Source organism: Rhodococcus sp. 2G (assembly GCF_001886355.1).
GTDB lineage: Bacteria > Actinomycetota > Actinomycetes > Mycobacteriales > Mycobacteriaceae > Rhodococcus > Rhodococcus pyridinivorans.
The window spans coordinates 3,087,668-3,105,270 of the sequence record NZ_CP018063.1 but is presented as its reverse complement, the minus strand read 5'-3'; the positions used below and the strand labels follow the sequence as shown (position 1 = coordinate 3,105,270).

General features: G+C 69.8%; 23 protein-coding genes. 12 read left to right on the top strand and 11 right to left on the bottom strand.

Annotated elements, in window-relative coordinates:
* Nucleotides 1-164: 164 nt before the first annotated feature.
* The 4 genes from BO226_RS14550 to BO226_RS14535 all read left to right on the top strand — a co-directional run bounded on the left by BO226_RS14550 (nt 165) and on the right by BO226_RS14535 (nt 2,504).
* A complete protein-coding gene (locus tag BO226_RS14550; protein ID WP_071935523.1) occupies nt 165-548 on the top strand; it encodes a DUF4229 domain-containing protein in 384 nt (127 codons plus the stop codon).
* Nucleotides 545-1,642 carry a PLP-dependent cysteine synthase family protein gene (locus BO226_RS14545; RefSeq protein WP_071935522.1) on the top strand — a complete coding sequence of 366 codons (1,098 nt, stop codon included), beginning with the start codon at nt 545-547 and terminating at the stop codon, nt 1,640-1,642. Before BO226_RS14550 ends, BO226_RS14545 begins: the two co-directional genes overlap by 4 nt.
* A 77-nt stretch (nt 1,643-1,719) precedes the next feature.
* Nucleotides 1,720-1,935, top strand: a complete 216-nt coding sequence (locus BO226_RS14540) for an HTH domain-containing protein (protein ID WP_006552320.1) — start codon at nt 1,720-1,722, stop codon at nt 1,933-1,935.
* A 5-nt stretch (nt 1,936-1,940) separates the two neighbouring features.
* Entirely contained in the window at nt 1,941-2,504 is a 564-nt protein-coding gene (locus BO226_RS14535; protein WP_033096353.1) for a Clp protease N-terminal domain-containing protein, read from the top strand.
* 21 nt (nt 2,505-2,525) lie between these two features.
* Here BO226_RS14535 and BO226_RS14530 read toward each other — a convergent pair whose 3' ends face one another.
* A complete protein-coding gene (locus BO226_RS14530) occupies nt 2,526-3,512 on the bottom strand; it encodes a hypothetical protein (RefSeq protein ID WP_071935521.1) in 987 nt (328 codons plus the stop codon).
* 111 nt (nt 3,513-3,623) lie between these two features.
* On the opposite strand from BO226_RS14530, the gene BO226_RS14525 reads away from it, so the two are divergent.
* The gene (locus tag BO226_RS14525; RefSeq protein WP_033096110.1) at nt 3,624-4,013 is read left to right on the top strand and encodes a phage holin family protein; all 390 of its coding nucleotides are present in this window, start codon (nt 3,624-3,626) and stop codon (nt 4,011-4,013) included.
* A 42-nt stretch (nt 4,014-4,055) separates the two neighbouring features.
* Here BO226_RS14525 and BO226_RS14520 read toward each other — a convergent pair whose 3' ends face one another.
* The 7 genes from BO226_RS14520 to BO226_RS14490 form a co-directional block, all read right to left on the bottom strand.
* Nucleotides 4,056-4,925, bottom strand: a complete 870-nt coding sequence (locus tag BO226_RS14520; RefSeq protein WP_071935520.1) for a 1,4-dihydroxy-2-naphthoate polyprenyltransferase — start codon at nt 4,923-4,925, stop codon at nt 4,056-4,058.
* Between the two features lie 48 nt (nt 4,926-4,973).
* Nucleotides 4,974-6,143, bottom strand: a complete 1,170-nt coding sequence (menE, locus tag BO226_RS14515; RefSeq protein WP_371683078.1) for an o-succinylbenzoate--CoA ligase — start codon at nt 6,141-6,143, stop codon at nt 4,974-4,976.
* Complete coding sequence (locus BO226_RS14510) at nt 6,116-6,415, bottom strand: DUF3349 domain-containing protein (protein ID WP_024101704.1); 300 nt, start codon at nt 6,413-6,415, stop codon at nt 6,116-6,118. The genes menE and BO226_RS14510 overlap by 28 nt, the downstream gene beginning before the upstream one ends.
* 12 nt (nt 6,416-6,427) lie before the next feature.
* A complete protein-coding gene (locus tag BO226_RS14505) occupies nt 6,428-6,688 on the bottom strand; it encodes a hypothetical protein (RefSeq protein ID WP_006552313.1) in 261 nt (86 codons plus the stop codon).
* Nucleotides 6,685-7,866, bottom strand: a complete 1,182-nt coding sequence (locus BO226_RS14500; RefSeq protein WP_071935519.1) for an inorganic phosphate transporter — start codon at nt 7,864-7,866, stop codon at nt 6,685-6,687. The genes BO226_RS14505 and BO226_RS14500 overlap by 4 nt, the downstream gene beginning before the upstream one ends.
* Before the next feature lie 193 nt (nt 7,867-8,059).
* Nucleotides 8,060-8,443 (bottom strand): VOC family protein, encoded by a 384-nt coding sequence (locus tag BO226_RS14495; RefSeq protein WP_024101701.1) that lies wholly within the window; start codon nt 8,441-8,443, stop codon nt 8,060-8,062.
* Nucleotides 8,444-8,445: 2 nt separating this feature from the next.
* Entirely contained in the window at nt 8,446-8,892 is a 447-nt protein-coding gene (locus tag BO226_RS14490) for a hypothetical protein (RefSeq protein WP_071936453.1), read from the bottom strand.
* A gap of 184 nt (nt 8,893-9,076) precedes the next feature.
* On the opposite strand from BO226_RS14490, the gene BO226_RS14485 reads away from it, so the two are divergent.
* On the top strand, nt 9,077-9,373 hold the full coding sequence (locus BO226_RS14485; protein WP_071935518.1) for a DUF4193 domain-containing protein: 297 nt from the start codon (nt 9,077-9,079) through the stop codon (nt 9,371-9,373).
* An 87-nt stretch (nt 9,374-9,460) separates the two neighbouring features.
* Here BO226_RS14485 and BO226_RS14480 read toward each other — a convergent pair whose 3' ends face one another.
* Entirely contained in the window at nt 9,461-10,354 is an 894-nt protein-coding gene (locus tag BO226_RS14480; RefSeq protein WP_024101698.1) for a 1,4-dihydroxy-2-naphthoyl-CoA synthase, read from the bottom strand.
* Between the two features lie 64 nt (nt 10,355-10,418).
* On the opposite strand from BO226_RS14480, the gene BO226_RS14475 reads away from it, so the two are divergent.
* The 3 genes from BO226_RS14475 to BO226_RS14465 all read left to right on the top strand — a co-directional run bounded on the left by BO226_RS14475 (nt 10,419) and on the right by BO226_RS14465 (nt 12,600).
* Entirely contained in the window at nt 10,419-11,051 is a 633-nt protein-coding gene (locus tag BO226_RS14475) for a PaaI family thioesterase (protein ID WP_006552307.1), read from the top strand.
* A gap of 80 nt (nt 11,052-11,131) precedes the next feature.
* A complete protein-coding gene (locus tag BO226_RS14470; RefSeq protein ID WP_232238128.1) occupies nt 11,132-12,061 on the top strand; it encodes an o-succinylbenzoate synthase in 930 nt (309 codons plus the stop codon).
* Between the two features lie 98 nt (nt 12,062-12,159).
* On the top strand, nt 12,160-12,600 hold the full coding sequence (locus BO226_RS14465; protein WP_006552306.1) for a DUF6918 family protein: 441 nt from the start codon (nt 12,160-12,162) through the stop codon (nt 12,598-12,600).
* 96 nt (nt 12,601-12,696) lie between these two features.
* Here BO226_RS14465 and BO226_RS14460 read toward each other — a convergent pair whose 3' ends face one another.
* Entirely contained in the window at nt 12,697-13,557 is an 861-nt protein-coding gene (locus BO226_RS14460; protein WP_024101696.1) for a siderophore-interacting protein, read from the bottom strand.
* Between the two features lie 83 nt (nt 13,558-13,640).
* Nucleotides 13,641-14,246 carry a flavin reductase family protein gene (locus BO226_RS14455; RefSeq protein WP_071935517.1) on the bottom strand — a complete coding sequence of 202 codons (606 nt, stop codon included), beginning with the start codon at nt 14,244-14,246 and terminating at the stop codon, nt 13,641-13,643.
* A gap of 52 nt (nt 14,247-14,298) precedes the next feature.
* Between BO226_RS14455 and menD the strand changes: the two genes are divergently transcribed.
* The 3 genes from menD (at nt 14,299) to BO226_RS14440 (ending at nt 17,592) form a co-directional block, all read left to right on the top strand.
* On the top strand, nt 14,299-15,918 hold the full coding sequence (gene menD / locus BO226_RS14450) for a 2-succinyl-5-enolpyruvyl-6-hydroxy-3-cyclohexene-1-carboxylic-acid synthase (protein WP_024101694.1): 1,620 nt from the start codon (nt 14,299-14,301) through the stop codon (nt 15,916-15,918).
* Nucleotides 15,915-16,367 carry a DUF3592 domain-containing protein gene (locus BO226_RS14445; protein ID WP_024101693.1) on the top strand — a complete coding sequence of 151 codons (453 nt, stop codon included), beginning with the start codon at nt 15,915-15,917 and terminating at the stop codon, nt 16,365-16,367. Before menD ends, BO226_RS14445 begins: the two co-directional genes overlap by 4 nt.
* 82 nt (nt 16,368-16,449) lie before the next feature.
* A complete protein-coding gene (locus BO226_RS14440) occupies nt 16,450-17,592 on the top strand; it encodes a glycosyltransferase family 4 protein (RefSeq protein WP_071935516.1) in 1,143 nt (380 codons plus the stop codon).
* Nucleotides 17,593-17,603: the final 11 nt, after the last annotated feature.

Below are 17,603 nucleotides of genomic sequence, written 5' to 3'. Positions count from 1 at the left end.
TCGAGTTGTTCGATCGGGATGTCCAAGCCCATGGTGGCACCGATACCCCTGGTTGCTCGAACGGTCTACGGTTGGTAAAGCGGAAGTAATAGACAAAACGGACGGATGTCCGACTTACGGAAATCGACGCGGAGCTCGTCGCCCGGGCGGCCGGTTAACCTGGAGTGGTGAACGACGAACGCCGGAACGAACCCTCGGATACCCCCTCCCAGCGCACTCCACACCCTCACAGTGAGGGCGCCACGGCCGCCGACGGTCAGGCGGGGGCCGGGTCTCTGATCCGGGACGTCGCGTTGTACTCGGTGGCCCGACTCGCCCTCGTGGTCGTGCTCACTCTGCTCATTCTCTACGTTCCGCGGGCATTCGGGGTGGAAATCCCCCTCCTCGTCGCGGCCCTGTTCGCCGTGCTCATCGCCCTGCCCGTCTCGCTCGTGCTCTTCGCGTCGCTTCGGCGTCGCGTCAACGTGGGCATCGCCGCGGTCGATGAGCGTCGGCGCACCGAACGCGCGGACCTCGAGAAGCGCATGCGCGGCGAGAACGGGCGGTGACGGCGACCGGTGCGGTCGTCGACCGCAGCGCACCCCGGGACTGGGTCGACAACGCGGTCCGGCTCATCGAGGCCGACGCCCAGCGCAGCGCCGACACCCACCTGCTCCGCTACCCCCTCCCCGCGGACTGGGGCATCGACCTGTACTTGAAGGACGAGTCGACGCACATCACGGGCAGCCTCAAGCACCGTCTCGCGCGCTCGTTGTTCCTCTACGCCCTGTGCAACGGCTGGATCCGTGAAGGGACCCCGATCATCGAGGCGTCGTCCGGGTCCACCGCGGTCAGTGAGGCGTACTTCGCGCGACTCCTCGGCCTCGACTTCGTCGCCGTCGTACCGCGCCGCACCTCACCGGCGAAGGTCGCGCTCATCGAGGCGCAGGGCGGCCGGTGCCACTACATCGACCGCCCGCCCGAGATCTACACCGAGGCTCAGCGGCTCGCCGACGAGCTCGGGGGCTGCTTCATGGACCAGTTCACGAACGCCGAGCGGGTCACCGACTGGCGGGGCAACAACAACATCGCCGAGAGCATCTACTCGCAGATGCGTCTCGAGCGTCATCCCGTGCCGGAGTGGATCGTCGTCGGCGCCGGAACCGGCGGCACGAGCGCGACCCTCGGCCGCTACATCCGCTATCGCCGTCACCGGACACGGCTGGCGGTCGTCGACCCGGAGAACTCGGCGTTCTTCGGCGGGTTCGAGACGGGATCGGCCGACTACACGACCGGCATGCCCTCGCGTATCGAGGGGATCGGACGTCCGCGCGTCGAGCCGTCCTTCGTGCCCGAGGTCGTCGACCGGATGGTGCGGGTGCCCGACGCGGCGTCCATCGCCGCCATGCGGCACGCGAGCACCGTGCTCGGACGTCGGGTGGGCGGCTCGACCGGCACGAACCTCTGGGGAGCCTTCGGCCTGATCGCCGAGATGCTCGCGGAGGGCCGCGAGGGCAGCGTCGTGACGTTGCTGTGCGACGGCGGCGAGCGCTACGCCGACACTTATTTCTCCGACGAGTGGGTCGCTGCCGAGGAGATGGACCTCGCAGGGCCGCTCGCGGTGCTGGAGAAGTTCGCGACCACCGGCGGCTGGTGCTGGTAGAGCCTTCACCACCTGCGCAGATTCCGTTTCTGTCAATCGTCGTTGACGCGCCCTCGGTGTCAACCTATATTGACAACATGAGTGAAGCCACCACCCTCGCCGCTGCCGCCGCGAGCTCCGATCCCGCAGTGGGCCTGCGCGCCGTGCGTGCCCTGCGCCGGCTGCTGGAACGGCTCGAGGAGGTCCAGGTCACGAATGCCCGTGAGCGAGGTTGGTCCTGGCAGGCCATCGCCGACGAGCTCGGTGTCAGCCGCCAGGCGGTCCATCAGAAGCACAATCGGAAGCGCAGGTGATCGACATGTTCGAACGATTCGCCGACGGTGCCAGATCCGCCGTTGTCGCAGCGCAACAGGAGGCGATCCGGGTGTGCGATCCCCGGATCGAGGCGTCGCACCTGCTCATCGGGGCCGCTGTCGCTGCGGACGAACCGCTGCGGGTCCTGCTCGCGGAGGAAGGTCTCACGGTCGACGGGCTCCGCTCCGACCGGGCCGCCCGCACCGCCGACGCCCCGCTCGGTGACGAGGACGCCGCGGCGCTCGAAGCGATCGGGATCGATCTCGACGAGGTCCGGAGCCGTCTCGAAGCGGCCTTCGGCAAGGGGGTGCTCGACGGGAAGAACGCCGATCGGCGGGGCGTCGCGAACCGGCTCGGTCACATCCCGTTCGACCGGGCGGCGAAGAAGTCGCTCGAACTCGCGCTGCGGGAGGCCATCGCACGCCGCGAACGGGTCATCCGTCCCGAACACATCCTGCTCGGACTGCTGCGCAGCGACGATCCGGCGACCGGCGCCCTCGTGGAAGCGCACGTGCCGCGCGCGCAGCTCCGTCAGCGCCTGAGCGGCCACCTCGACGCCGCTGCCTGAGGTCGTCGAGCCTTCGGGTGGTTACCGGGTCGGCTGCGCGGGGGCGACGGCGAGCGGACGCCCGGCGACGAGCGGGACGACCATCGCCGCGACGAGCAGCAGCGTGCCGACCGCGATCGTCGCGAACGGCCACCACTGACGATCCGAGGTCGCCGTGACCTCCGCAGCCTGCGTGTCCGTAGCGGCCGGCGCGGTGCGCGGCAGCGCTTCGGTGGCCGACCGGACGTTGTCGGCGATGCCACCGACGACGTCGGCCACCGGCCCCACACCGTCGACCAGCTGTCCGGTGCCGTCCGTCAGGGCTCGGCCACCGTCGTCGAGGAGAACGAGGCCGTCGCGGAGCTGTCGCGAGCCGTCGGCGGCCTGCGCCATGCCCGCAACGAACTGCGCGTTCGGATCGGTGAGTTCGTAGGCGAGCTGCCGTGCGCCGTCGCGCAACTGCCCGAGCTGGGCGAGGGTGTCCGGTCCGAGGCCCTGCGTGTCGAGGGTCTCGACGAGCCCGCGCAGTCGGCCGGCCGCGCCCTGCGAGACCGGATCTGCAGATGCACCGAGCGTGTCGGCGACAGCTGCGAGTTGCGCGGTGACGTCGCCCTGCATCTCCCCGAAACCGGAGAGCCGGTCGACCACCTCGTCGACGCCACCGCTCACCTGGCGGGCACCGTCGCCGAGCATGTCGACACCGCCGTCGAGTTGTCCGAGACCGTCGGCGAGCTGCTCCCCGCCGCCACGGGCCTGCCGGAGACCGTCGGAGAGCTGGTGGGCACCGTCGTCGAGCTGGGTGCTGCCCTCCGTCAGCTGACCGACCCCGCCGTCGAGCACCGACAGCGGCAGTCCGGCCCGCTGCAGATTGCTCCGCGCCTCGTCGACGCCGTCCGCAGAGGGACTCGGCTTTTCCGCGACGGTCGCGACCGTCGTCTGGGGGCGGTCGAACCAGGCGAAGACCGAACCCGTGCCCACGAGGAGCAGACCGGCTACAGCGAGAAGCAGGGGGAGAAGACGTGAACGCACGCCGGCCGACGCTACCGTCCGTCGCTGAGAGGCCCCTGAGGGGGAGGGGCGATCCCGAATGGGCCCGATTTGCCCGTTACGAGACCGAGTTCGGTGTGCCACAGTGGCACCATGATTTCTCTGATACTGCGGTTGATCATCAACGCGGTCGGTCTGTGGCTCGCGGTCGAGCTGGTCGACGGGATCGACTTCACCGATCCCGCAGGCACCTCCGACACGACCCGCAAGGTCATCTCGCTCGTCGTGCTGGCCGCCATTTTCACCGTCGTCAACGCACTCGTGAAGCCGCTGGTGAAGCTGCTGTCGCTGCCGCTGGTGATCCTCACCCTCGGGCTCTTCCTGCTCGTCGTCAACGCGCTGATGCTCATGCTCACCGCGTGGCTGAGCGGATTCACCGAATACGGCCTCACGATCGACGGTTTCTGGGCGGCGCTGTGGGGCGGCGTGATCATCGCGATCGTCAACTTCGTCCTCGGCCTGGTCGTCCCGGACCGCGACTGATCCCGTCCGCCCGCGACCCGGTCCGCCGCGCCCGCATCATGGTCAGCCGAAGGCCAGCGCGGGCGCGGTGGCTACCGCCCACACGAGCATCGCGACACCCGAATCGCTGAGCGCCGGGATCAGCGCGAGACCGAGGGCACCGGCCCGCACCGGTTTGTGCGCGCGGACCGCGAACGGTGCGGCGAGGAAGCCGGCGAGCGCCCACGGCGTCGCCGCGACCAGCACGAGCGACATCACGAACGGCACGACGACCAGCACCAGGTGGAGCGTGCGGGTCCTCGGGTCGCCCAGCTTGACCGCCAGGGTCCGCTTGCCGGTCTCCGCGTCGGTGGCGATGTCGCGGAGATTGTTCGTCACCAGGACGGCCGTCGAGATCGAGCCGACGGCGACCGCGCAGGCCAGACCCACCCAGTCGACGCGACCGGCCTGAACGAACTGGGTGCCGAGCACCGCGACCAGCCCGAAGAAGACGAAGACGCCGATCTCACCGAAGCCGCTGTAGCCGTACGGGTTCTTTCCGCCGGTGTAGTACCAGGCCCCGGCGATGCAGACCGCGCCGACGAGCACGAGCCACCAGGCGGTCGTGACGGCGAGAGCGAGTCCCGCGACGGCCGCGATGGCGAAGCACACGAACGCCGCGCGCTTGACGGCGCCGGGGCTCGCCGCCCCCGAACCCACGAGCCGCATCGGGCCGACCCGCTCGTCGTCGGTGCCGCGGATGCCGTCGGAGTAGTCGTTGGCGAAGTTCACGCCGATGATCAGTCCGAGCGCGACGACCAGTGCCAGCAGCGCCTTCCACCACACGGACTCACCGAGCCACGCCGCAGCGCCCGTGCCCGCCAGGACGGGTGCGATCGCGTTGGGGAGGGTGCGCGGACGAGCGCCTTCGAGCCATTGACCAGCCGTTGCCATGGATCGATCTTCGCACCCGGGCCTGCCTGCCGCGTCGTGCGCACCCCGTCAGGAGAAGCGCGAGACGAGGGCGCGGCGATCGACCTTGCCCGGTCCACGCAGCGGCAGCGTGTCGACGACCTGCAGCTCACGCGGCGCAGCAGTGGGATCGAGCGTGGCCTCGACGTGGTCGCGGAGTTCGGCGAGCGTCGGCGTCGCGCCGGGGACGGGCACGACGACCGCCGCGACGCGCTGACCGAGCCGGGCGTCGGGCAGACCCACCACCGCGACCTCCCGGACGGCCGGGTGCTCGACGAGCACGGCCTCGACCACCTGGGGGACCACGGTGAGCCCACCGGTCGAGATGGCCTCGTCGAGCCGTCCCAGGATGCGCAGGACCCCGTCGTCGAGCATGCCCGCGTCGTCGGTGCGGAACCAGCCGGGTTCGGCGAAGGCAGGATGGTCGGGCAGGTTCCGGTAGCCCGAGGCGAGCGTGGCGCCGCCGAGCCACACCCGCGAGTCGCCGTCGACGCGCACGTACACGCCGTCGAGCGGCACGCCGTCGTAGACGCAGCCGCCGCAGGTCTCGCTCATGCCGTAAGTGCGCACGACGGTGATGCCGGCCGCCCGGGCGCGGTCGAGGATTGGCACGGGAGTCGCGGCCCCACCGAGCAGGATCGCGTCGAGGCGGGCGAGCGCCGCGGTGGCGTCGGGATGGTCGAGGGCCTTGATCAGCTGCGTGGGAACCATCGAGCTGTACCGGCGGGGGCCCGGCACGGCGTCCACCGCCGCCGGCAGATCCGCAGGATCGAAACCGGCGGACACGTCGACGACGACGGGTTCGGTTCCGGAGAGCAGGCTGCGCAGCAGCACCTGCATGCCCGCGATGTGATGGGCGGGCAGGGCCAGGAGCCACGAGCCCGTCCCGCCCAGTCGGGCGTGGGTGGCGTCGCCGCTCGCGCGCAGCGCCTGCGCGGACAACATGGCACCCTTCGGGGTCCCGGTCGTGCCGGAGGTCGCGACCACCAGTCCCACGCCGTCCGCGACGGGTTCACCGGGGCTCAGTGCGGCGGTGAGTCGGAGCGTCTCCCGCTCGTCCCCGGCGGGGACGGGAAGCAGCGCCGGTCCGTCACCGTCGAGCATGCGCTGCAGGGTGGGCAGCACGGAGCGGACGGCGGACCCGGCAGGAACGGGCAGGAGCTCGAGCGTGGTCACAGATCGTATTGTGTCGTGTCCCATCCGCCTGCCTCGAGCTGGCGGCGGACCCGGTCCACATCGTCGGGCGACGGCATGTTGTTGGTGATCCTGCTGACCAGGACCGCGATGTCGATGCGGTTGATCGAGAGGTCACCGTCCTCGACCAAGGTGTCGGCGACCTGGGCGACCTCCTCGTCGGACAGGCGCCGCGCGAGCAGTGCGAACAGGGGTACGTAGTCCTGTTCCGGTACCCCTTCGGGGTAACCGGCGCGGAGCCACTCGACGATGGAAGCGAGAAACGGCGGGAGAGCCACCCGTCACTCCGATCAGAAGATGTCGATGCCGAACGTTCCGGCGAGGAAATCGGACGCCAGCAGGAGGATTCCCGCCAGGATCGCGCAGGCGACCACGGCGAAGCACAACACCGCAGCGGTCCGCGCCACGGGAGTCGGTATGCCGTCGCTGCCCCGACCGGTGTCGAGCGCGCGGACCCCCAGGGCGAACAGGGAGGGCAGGCCGGCGCCGAGCAGCAGGCCCACGAGAACGACCTGCCAGAGGGAGTCGAGGGTGTGCGTCAACAGGTTCACGAGCGTCCTTCCCCGCTGACCGTTGCGGAGGCACCCGGCGCCGGGGCCGGCTTGTCGTCCCAGTCGGCGGTGACATTGGAGGCGTCGACGGGCTGCCGGCGCGAGCGCAGCCACATGAACAGGGCCAGGGCGCACAGGATCGCGAACACGCCGAGCACGCCGGGCATACCTCCGATGAGGTGGGCGAGCGCCCAGCAGATCGCTCCGACGACCGCGGCGCACGGCAGGGTGATGACCCACGCGACGACCATCCGTCGCGCCACCGACCAGCGCACCTCGGCGCCCTTGGTGCCCAGACCCGTTCCGAGGATCGACCCCGTGGCGACGTGCGTGGTCGACAGCGGCAGACCGAAATGACTCGAGGTGAGGATGATGGCGGCCGACGACGACTCGGCGGCCAGGCCCTGCGGCGGGGCGATCTCGACGAGACCCTTGCCCAGCGTGCGGATGATACGCCAGCCACCGAGATAGGTGCCGAGTGCGATCGCGACGGCACAGGCGACCTTCACCCAGAACGGCATCGCGGTGTCGGCGGTGATGGTGCCGTGGGCGACGAGGGCCAGGAAGATCACGCCCATCGTCTTCTGCGCGTCGTTGGTACCGTGCGCGAGGGACATCAGGGACGCCGTGCCGATCTGTCCCAGCCGGAAGCCGCGGTCGCGGTGCTCGGTGGAGACGGAACGGGTCAGGCGGTGAATCGACCAGATGCCCACCGTGGACACGAGCGCCGCGATGACGGGCGCAAGCACGGCGGGGATCAGGACCTTGCCCAGGACTCCGTCCCACACGACGCCCTGGACACCGATCGACGCCAGTGCAGCGCCGACGAGACCGCCGAACAGAGCGTGCGACGAGCTGGACGGCAGGCCGAACAGCCAGGTCGAGATGTTCCAGAGGATCGCTCCGACCAGACCGGCGAAGACGATGAGCAATAGATCGGTACCGCCGACGGTGTCGAGGTCGACGACACCCTTCGCGACGGTCGCGGCGACTTCCACGGACAGGAAGGCGCCGACGAGGTTGAGGGTTGCGGACAAAGTGACCGCGGTCTTGGGTTTGAGGGCGCCGGTGGCGATGGATGTCGCCATGGCATTGCCGGTGTCGTGGAAGCCGTTGGTGAAATCGAAAGCGAGGGCAGTGACGACCACCACCAGGAGCACGACGAACTCTGCGGTCACGTCTGTCGATTGTGGGGTAGCGGGCAGGTGAATGTACAGCGACGGGGATGTGAATTCTGCGCCTCGCCGTCACGCCCGACCGGTTCTTTCGGACTCCGACCATGAGCGGAGTGCAGAGCAGACCGCACGGCTTGTGTGCAAGATCACCGGCGCCGCGCGACTGCCTCCGGCCGTGCCCGGGTACCTCCGTTCGTCAACGGAGGTCGCGCCGCAAGGGATGGTCCTCGGGGATCTGCACCAGGACGATCGGGATCCCCTCGGGATCCGCGATCCACAGCTCGCGCAGTCCCCACGGCTCCTGCTTCGCACCCCGGACGATGCGCACGCCCTTCAGCGCCAGTTCGGCCTCGGCGTCGTAGACGTCGCGCACCTGGAGCCACAGGGCGCCGTGGAACATTTCGTCGCTGTCGTCGGATCGGCCGTGCGCGGCGATCTCGATGAGCGACTGCCCCGCGAAGAAGACGGTTCCGCCGGGATACTCGCGGGCGATCGCCAGTCCCAGCGTCGAACCGTAGAACTCGAGGGCGGCCTCGGGGTCGCGCGGACGGAGGATGGTGCGGCTGCTGAGGATCTCCACGGTCACTGTTCCTCGGCCGGGCAGGCCTCGTGATGGCGGCGGCCGTGCGTGCGCCGCGATTCCTTCATCTCGGCCTCGAACAGATGGCGCCGGCCCTCCACGAGTTCGTCGCGCACCTGCTTCTCGAAAGTGCGGAAGTCCGACCAGTAGCCGTCGTCGAACTCCTCGACGAGCTGGAAGGTCCAGCGACCCTCGGCGATGTTGCGTCCGATGATCTCGGTGCCGAGCCGCTCGGCGATCTCGTCGTGCCCGGCCTCGCGGAACAACTCCTCGGCGTCGCCGGTGAGCAGATCGGCGCGGCCCATCAGCTGGTGGAAGGCATAGAGATGGCCTCGCGCCTGCTCGACGGTCTCGAGGGCCTCGGACAGTTTGCCGGTCGCTTTCACAGTGGCGTCGGAGACGCCTTCCGGGCGGGTGTGGGCGGTTCGCGGACTCTGGCGATCGGTCATGTCCCACAGTGTGCCCGAGAGCACACGGTTCGAACGTAACTGAACATATGTGTTTGACGAAGCTTTCGATGGGACATTACTGACGGCAACGGTGCCCATGACAGCGCCGGCCTGCCACAGCGGATCCGACGCAGCCGTTACCGCGGCTGCGCGGCACCGCCGACAACGAGTGAGGAGAACTGCCATGGCGACCGACTACGACGCTCCCCGCACCACCGACATCCTGGGCGGCGGTGGCACTGCCCTGGACGAGCTGGACATCAAGCCCACCGCGGCCGCCGACACCGACGAGGGCGAGATCCTCGAGTCCCTCGACCTGCCCGGCGCCGACCTCTCGGCACTGTCGGCGGAGGAGCTCTCGGTGCAGGTCCTGCCGAAGCAGTCGGACGAGTTCACCTGCATGGGCTGCTTCCTCGTCCAGCACCACAGCCGTCGCGCGACGGGCGACGGCGAGCAGGCCTACTGCCGCGACTGCGTCTGACCTTCCGTCGGACGACTCCTCCCTGCGCGGCGAACCGGGCTTTGCACCTGCTGTAGCAGGGGCGAAGCCCGGTTCGCCGCGTCAGGATCAGTAGTAGTGCGGGTAGGGCGACCAGTCGGGCTCGCGCTTCTCGAGAAAAGCGTCGCGACCCTCGATCGCTTCGTCGGTCATGTAGGCCAGACGCGTGGCCTCGCCCGCGAACAACTGCTGACCGACGAGGCCGTCGTCCTGCAGGTTGAAGGCGTACTTGAGCATGCGCTGCGCCTGCGGCGACTTGCCGTTGATCTTCTGCGCCCACTCCAGCGCGACGTTCTCGAGCTCGTCGTGGTCGACGACCTTGTTCACCGCACCCATGTGGTGCATCTCCTCGGCCGTATAGGTGTCGCCGAGGAAGAAGATCTCCCGCGCGAACTTCTGGCCGACCATCTTGGCGAGGTAGGCGCTGCCGTAGCCCCCGTCGAAGCTGCCCACGTCGGCATCGGTCTGCTTGAAGCGGGCGTGCTCGCGGGAGGCGAGCGTCAGGTCGCACGTGACGTGCAGGCTGTGACCGCCACCGGCGGCCCAGCCGTTGACCAGAGCGATGACGACCTTCGGCATGAACCGGATCAGCCGCTGGACCTCGAGGATGTGCAACCGGCCCGCGCGGGCCTTGTCGACGGTGTCGGCGGTCTCGCCGCTCGCGTACTGGTAGCCGCTACGGCCACGGATCCGCTGGTCGCCGCCGGAGCAGAACGCCCACCCGCCGTCCTTCGGGCTCGGGCCGTTGCCCGTGAGCAGCACGACGCCCACGTCGGAGGTGGTCCGCGCATGATCGAGCACGCGGTAGAGCTCGTCGACGGTGTGCGGACGGAAGGCGTTGCGCACCTCGGGACGATCGAACGCGACGCGGACCGTGCCCTGCGTGACGTGTCGGTGATAGGTGATGTCGGTGAGGTTCTCGAACCCGGGTACCGGGCGCCACAATTCTGGATCGAAGGTCACCTCGTCACCATAAAGGGCCGGACATCTCGGCGACGTGCGCTGCCGCCCGATAACGTGCACAACCATGACCGAGCAGACCGATCCCCGCGACGACTACGAACACCACGGCGGATTCCCGGTCTACGAACCGGTGAAGGCGGGGCCGAACTACGGTCGCCTCGTCGAGACCTTCCGGCGTCTGCAGGATCTGATGGTCTCCACGAACCCGCCGGACGAGGTCGTCGACCGCGCGATCGAGCAGACCGAGGCACTCGTCGGCCTGCTTGCCGAGCACGCCGTGCCCGAAGGCCGCTCGCCCGCCGGATTCAACGTCGACCTGCCCGGACGCGGCAGCGCGCTGCTGCTGCCGTGGACGATCGAGAAGTACGGACCGGACGGTGTCCGTGAGCGCGGCGTCTTCCGCCGCTACCACCTCGGAGGCAACGGGGCCGCGCACGGCGGCACGCTGCCACTGCTGTTCGACGACCTGTTCGGCATGGTCATCCACGCCAACGGCCGCCCGATCGCCCGCACCGCCTATCTCCACGTCGACTACCGCAGGATCACTCCGATCGAGACCGAACTCGTCGTCGACGGCTGGGTGGACCGCGTGGACGGTCGCAAGGCCTTCTGCAAGGCCGAACTGCGCGATGTCGACGGCAACCTCCTCGCCGACTGCGAGGCGCTGATGGTCCAGTTGCTGCCGGGCCAGCCGTGACCTCCCTGCCCCTCCCGTCCGCGCTGCCCCTCCCGTCCGCGGACGAGTTGCTCGACGGGGCAGTCGTCGTCTCGCTGCCCATGCGCGTCCGGTTCCGCGGCATCACCGAACGCGAGGTGCTGCTGCTGCGCGGACCCGCCGGGTGGGGCGAGTTCGGACCGTTCCCCGAATACGGCGACGACGAGGCGGCGCACTGGTTGCAGTCGGCGATCGAAGCCGCCTGGCAGGGCCATCCGGCTCCGCGCCGCTCCCGGATCGCGGTCAACGCGACCGTGCCCGCCATCGGCCCGGAGCGCGTCCCCGAGGTGCTCACCCGGTTCCCCGGCGCGCGCACCGCGAAGGTGAAGGTCGCCGAAACGGGCCAGGATCTCGCGCAGGATGTCGCTCGCGTCCGGGCCGTGCGCGAGCACGTGCCCCACATCCGGATCGACGCGAACGGCGGCTGGAGCGTGGACGAGGCCGTCCGCGCCCTCACGGCGCTCACCGCCGACGGTCCGCTCGAATACGCCGAGCAGCCGTGCGCGACCGTCCCCGAACTCGTCGAGGTGCGCCGGCGACTGCCCGGGGTGCGCATCGCGGCGGACGAGAGCATCCGCCGCGCCGAGGATCCCCTGCGGGTCGTGCGGGCCGGGGGCGCGGACGTCGCCGTCGTGAAGGTCTCGCCGCTCGGTGGGGTCCGACGCCTCGTCGCGCTCGCCGACGAACTCGCCGGGCACGGCGTCGAGGTGGTCGTCTCGAGCGCCCTCGACTCCGCGGTGGGGATCGCCACCGGTCTCGCGGCGGCAGCCGCCCTGCCCGACCTCCCGTACGCCTGCGGGCTGGGCACGGGTGGTTTCTTCGAAGCCGACGTCGCGCCGGCTCTGCACATGTCCGACGGAGCGCTCGATGTCGTCGCGGTCGAGCCCGAACCCGAGCGGCTCGACGCGCTGCGGGCCGATCCCGATCGAGTCGAGTGGTGGTGCGAGCGGGTGCGTCGGTGCCGTACGGTGCTCGCCGGACGCGGACTGTGACGACCTCGCCGGACGCGGACTGTGACGGCACGGAATCGTCGTATATCGTTCCCCGCGTCCCAACGGTCACAAGTGTCACATCTACGGAGGCAGTGAAAGTGGTTGCAGCTCTGGGCGATGCCCTCCTCGGCGCCGACAAGTTCCCGGCGGTCAAGGCAGACGTCGAAGCCCTGATCGATGCTGAGGTGTCGGACAAGAAGGGTGCGTCCGGTCTCGCCCTCAAGGGTGGCTACGCAGCAGTGAAGAAGGTCGGCCCGGGCATCGTGCCGGGTGCCGTCGAAGGTCTGCTGCCCGAATTCGTCGAGAAGCTCCAGCCGTTCTGGGTGGAGTACGCAGGCAACGGTTCGTTCGCGGACTTCCTGGTCGCCCGCGGCGAGGTCGTCGCCGACGCTCTCCTCGGCGTGACCGACGAGCGCATCGCCGGCACGTCGAAGTCCGGCGTCAAGAAGGTCTACGACTCGCTGCGCCCCTCGGCCAAGAAGCACGTCGTCGAGGCCCTGCCGCGCCTGGGTGATCTCATCCAGAAGCACGCCGGCTGAGCCGACACCAGCGACATCCGGACGTCGCGGTCCCGAACCGGTTCGCCGGTCGGTACCGCGACGTTCGTCGTTCGAGGGGGTCGTTCGAGGGGTCCGTCAGTAGACGGGCTCCCCGTACTTCCAGTAGCCGATGAAGGTCACCGCCGCACGGTCCCAGCCGCACTCGCGCACGAGATGGCGGCGCACGCCGGTCGCGAGCGACGACTCGCCCGCGACGAACGCGTGGGCCGAATCCGACGAGGGCGTCGACTCCCGCACCGCGTCGACGACGAGACTGCCCGGAACCGCCTCGCCATCCGTCCTGATCACCGGATGCACCCGCACGTTCTCGCCCGTCGGCAGATTCTGGGCGCTGAGATCGCCCGGGTGCGGAACCTCGACGAAGACCTCCACGGCCGCGAACGGGTCGAGGGCAAGAATCGAGTCGAGGATGCCGACCACGGCGGGCACCGCGCTCTCGTCGCCGACGAGCAGCCACGACCGTGCTTCGTCGAGGGGCAGGTTGCTGATGCCCTCGTCGAGGATGCCGATCTCGTCGCCGGGCTGTGCCCGCTCCGCCCACGCCGAAGCCGGACCCAGATCGCCGTGCGACGCGAAATCGATCTCGATCTCTGAGGTCGGACCGAACAGCCCGGTGCCCGCAGGTCGCACACGGCGGAACGTGTAGTTCCGCAACACCGGACGCCGCTCCTCGGGCAGTTCCTGGTATTCGGGCCACCAACGGTCGTCGGTCGCGCCGGGAAGGGTCAGTTCCTGCTGATCCGGGGTGGGAAAGAACATGCGGAACCAGTGGTCGAAGCCCATCGGTGCGATCGAGTCGACGTCGTCGCCGCCCACGGTGATGCGCACGAAGGTCGGGCTGATGCGTTGGGCGGCGAGTACCTGCGCGCGCACCATCCGCCGCGACTCGGGCTTGAGATAGGGATTGCGCCGTGCGGTTCCGGTGCTCTTCGCCATACGGCCCTCCGAGGTTGCTCGGATGCCACCACTGACGACGTGCAGCATCCCGACGATCGTTCAGCGGAGCCTAACCTGTGTCGTCACCCGGGAGTGCCGGGCCGCTGCAGTCTCCGCACCGCGGGCGTCAGTCCCCATTCGGTCCGCCCCAACCGGCTCACCGCGCCGAGCGCGGCGAAGTCGGGGGCACCGTCCTCCGCCAGCACCTCCGAATCGACCGTCACGGCGAGGACGTCGCCCATCACGACGAACGAGTCGCCGATCTCGATCACACGGTGCAACCGGCACTCGATCGAGGCCGGTGCCTCCGCGACCCGCGGGGGCCGCACCCGCTCGCTCGGCTCGGCGTGCAACCCCACCTCGGTGAACTCGTCGATGTGGTGCGGGAACGCCGCCGACGAGGCGTTGACCTTCTCCATCAACGGCACGGTCGCGATGTTGATCACGAACTCGCCCGTCTGCTCGATGTTCCGCAGACTGTCCTTCCGGCCCACGGAGGTGAACTGCACGACCGGCGGGGCCGTACTCGCCACCGTGAAGAAGCTGTACGGAGCGAGATTGAACACACCGTCCTCGGCCTCGGTGGACACCCACGCGATCGGTCTCGGCACGATTGTCGCGGTGAGAAGGCGGTAGAAGCGGCCGGGACTCGACTCGGCGGGATCGAAGACTGTGCGCACGGCCTCCATTCTGACCGCACCTGTACCCGGCCACACTTCCGGCGCAATTACCCTGGACTCCGTGAATCCGTCCACTGCCCAGGCCACTGCTGTCGTCGACGAACTCGCCCGGGGCGGTGTTCGGGACGTCGTGCTGTGCCCGGGCTCGCGCAACGCGCCGCTCGCCTTCGCGCTCCAGGCCGCCGACAGCGCAGGACGTCTGCGCCTGCACATGCGTATCGACGAGCGCACCGCCGGATTCCTCGCGATCGGCCTGGCCCTCGCATCGGGGCGTCCCGTCCCGGTCGTCATGACCTCCGGTACCGCCGTGGCCAACCTCGCGCCCGCCGTGCTCGAGGCGAACTACGCCCGCGTCCCGCTGGTCGTGCTCAGCGCCAATCGCCCCTACGAACTGCTCGGATCCGGTGCGAACCAGACCGTCGAACAGCTCGGGTTGTTCGGCAGCCAGGTGCGCGCCACCATCAGTCTCGGCCTCGCCGAAGGCATCGAGCAGAACAGCCAGTGGCGTTCGGCTGTCTCCCGGGTTCTCGCTGCCGCCCGCGGAACCCGATCGGGCAACGCCGGCCCGGTCCACTTCGACATCCCGCTGCGCGAACCGCTCGTGCCCGAGCTCGACGCGAAGGGCCCGGTGCCCGAGGGCCGCCCCGACGGCAATGCCTGGACCACCACGGTGAACGCCACCCTCGACGTCCCGCTCGAGATCGACCTGACCCCCGACACGATCGTCGTCTCCGGTCACGGTTCCGCCCACCGCCCCGAATTGTCCGGGCTGCCGACCGTCGCCGAACCCACCGCTCCGTTGCACGGCATCCCGGTGCATCCGATGGCGCTGCCGCACCTGAAGCCGCGCCAGGCGATCATCACCGGACGGCCCACGCTGCACCGGCCGGTGTCGAACCTGCTCGCCGACCCCGCCGTCACCGTGTACGCGCTGACCACCGGCCCGCGCTGGCCCGACGTGTCGGGCAACGTCATCGCGACAGGCACCCGCGCCGTGGTGTCGGGAACACCCGACGAGGCGTGGCTCGAACGATGCCGCCAGCTGTCGGCGCACACCGACAAGGCCGTGCGCGCCCAGCTCGACGGGCATCCGAAGGCCACCGGACTGCACGTCGCGGCGGTCGTGACGGACTCGCTGAAGCCCTGCGACCAGCTGCTGCTCGGGGCGTCGAACCCGGTGCGCGACGCGGCGCTCGTGAGCTACCCGAAACCCGACGTGAAGGTGCTGTCCAACCGGGGTGTCGCCGGGATCGACGGTACGGTCTCCACCGCCGTCGGTGCCGCACTCGCCTACGAACAGGGACGGACCGTCGCGCTGCTCGGCGACCTGACCTTCCTGCACGACGCGTCGGGCCTGCTCATCGGGCCGTCGGAGCCGCGGCCGCAGAACCTCACCATCGTCGTCGCGAACGACGACGGCGGCGGAATCTTCGAACTGCTCGAACAGGGCGACCCGCAGTACGCGGGTGTTTTCGAGCGTGTCTTCGGCACCCCGCACGGTATGGACCTCGCGGCACTGTGTGCGGCCTACCGCGTCCCGCACGAGCTGGTGGATCTGCAGGGACTCGCGCTCGCCCTCGCGAACGACACGGCGCCGCCCGCGGGCATCCGTGTGGTCGAGGTCACCACCGATCGGGCCGGGCTGCGCGAACTGCACGCGGCGGTGCGGGCGCAGCTGTGAGCGGACCCGAGCGCGCGCGGCGCGCGGTTCTCATGGTCGCGGCGGCGATCTCCGCCCTCGCGGTGATCCTGTTCCTCGGCGCCCTCCGCAACGACCTCACCATCCGCTCCGACACGGGCACGGCCGTCGCGGAGGTGCTCTCGGCCGGCTCCGTGCGGTCCGCCGTGAGTTTCGTCACTCCTGACGGTGTGACGCACAATCCGGAGCTCGGCGTTCTGTACCCGACGGGGCTGACCACCGGGCAGCGGATCGCCGTCGAGTACGCCCGGAGTGATCCCGATCTCGTTCGTGTGACCGGTCGCGACGCCCGCGTCGCCCTGATCCCGACCGGATCGGTGATCGTCGTCACATGGTTGATCGCCACGCCGGTGCTGATCTGGCTGCGGCGGAGGGCGACCGCCGCACCCGCTGTCGCTCCCGACGTGAAGGATCGACAGCTGCAGGTGTGACGAACGAAACGTTCGTCGCGACTTCGTTCATCGGTCACCGAACTCGCACCTGCTCGACTCGCAGGCTCGCCACGCTGTCGGCGTGCGAGTAGCCATCGTCGCGGAATCCTTCCTCCCGAACGTCAACGGCGTCACCAACTCGGTGCTCCGCGTCCTCGAGCACCTCGACCGCACCGGACACGACGCGTTGGTCGTCGCACCCGACACGGTCGCAGGCAGGCCACCCGCTCCGTCCGACCATCACGGGACACCCGTCCACCGCGTACCGGCGGTGCGCGTACCGAGGATCAGCTCCCTCCCGGTGGGCGTGCCCGGCCCGGAACTCCTTCCGGTGCTGCGCACTTTCGCGCCGGATGTGGTGCACCTCGCGTCCCCGTTCGTGCTCGGTGCCGGCGGTCTCGCCGCCGCGGGACGCCTCGACATTCCGACGGTCGCGATCTATCAGACGGACGTGGCCGGATTCGCCTCCAGCTACGGGCTCGGCCTCGCCGCGCGTGCGTCCTGGCGGTGGACTCGGCGCCTGCACCGCGGCTGCGATCTCACCCTCGCTCCCTCGACCTCCGCCGTGGACGACCTCGTGGCCCACGGCATCCCGCGCGTGCGGCGCTGGTCGCGGGGCGTCGACACCGACCGCTTCGCGCCGTCCCGGCGGGACGAGGACCTGCGCGCCTGCTGGTCGCCGGACGGCCGTCCGATCGTCGGTTTCGTGGGACGCCTCGCGCCCGAGAAGCACGTGGAGCGGCTCGCGATCCTCGCCCACGACCCGCGGCTGCAGCTCGTCGTCGTCGGCGACGGTCCCGAACGGTCGCGGCTCGAACGTCAGCTGCCGTCGGCCGTGTTCACCGGGCAGCTGGGGGGCGAGGAACTCGCCCGCGCCCACGCGAGCCTCGACGTCTTCGTCCATCCCGGCGAACACGAGACCTTCTGCCAGGCCGTGCAGGAAGCCCTGGCGAGCGGGGTCCCGGTGATCGTGCCGGACGCGGGCGGACCACGCGACCTCGTCGCCCACTGCCGCAACGGTTACCGCTTGCCGGTGGACCGCTTCGTCGAATTGCTGCCCCGAGCCGTCGATGCGCTGCTCGCTCCTGGGGTCCGGGACGAGTTCGGTGGTGCGGCACGCAGTGGAGTGCTCGGCCGCACCTGGCCCGTGCTGTGCGACGAGTTGTTCGCCCATTACCGGCGGGTGCAGGGCCTTCCCGCGCACGCGCTCCGCCGCGCCGCATGAGCGCCGGCGTC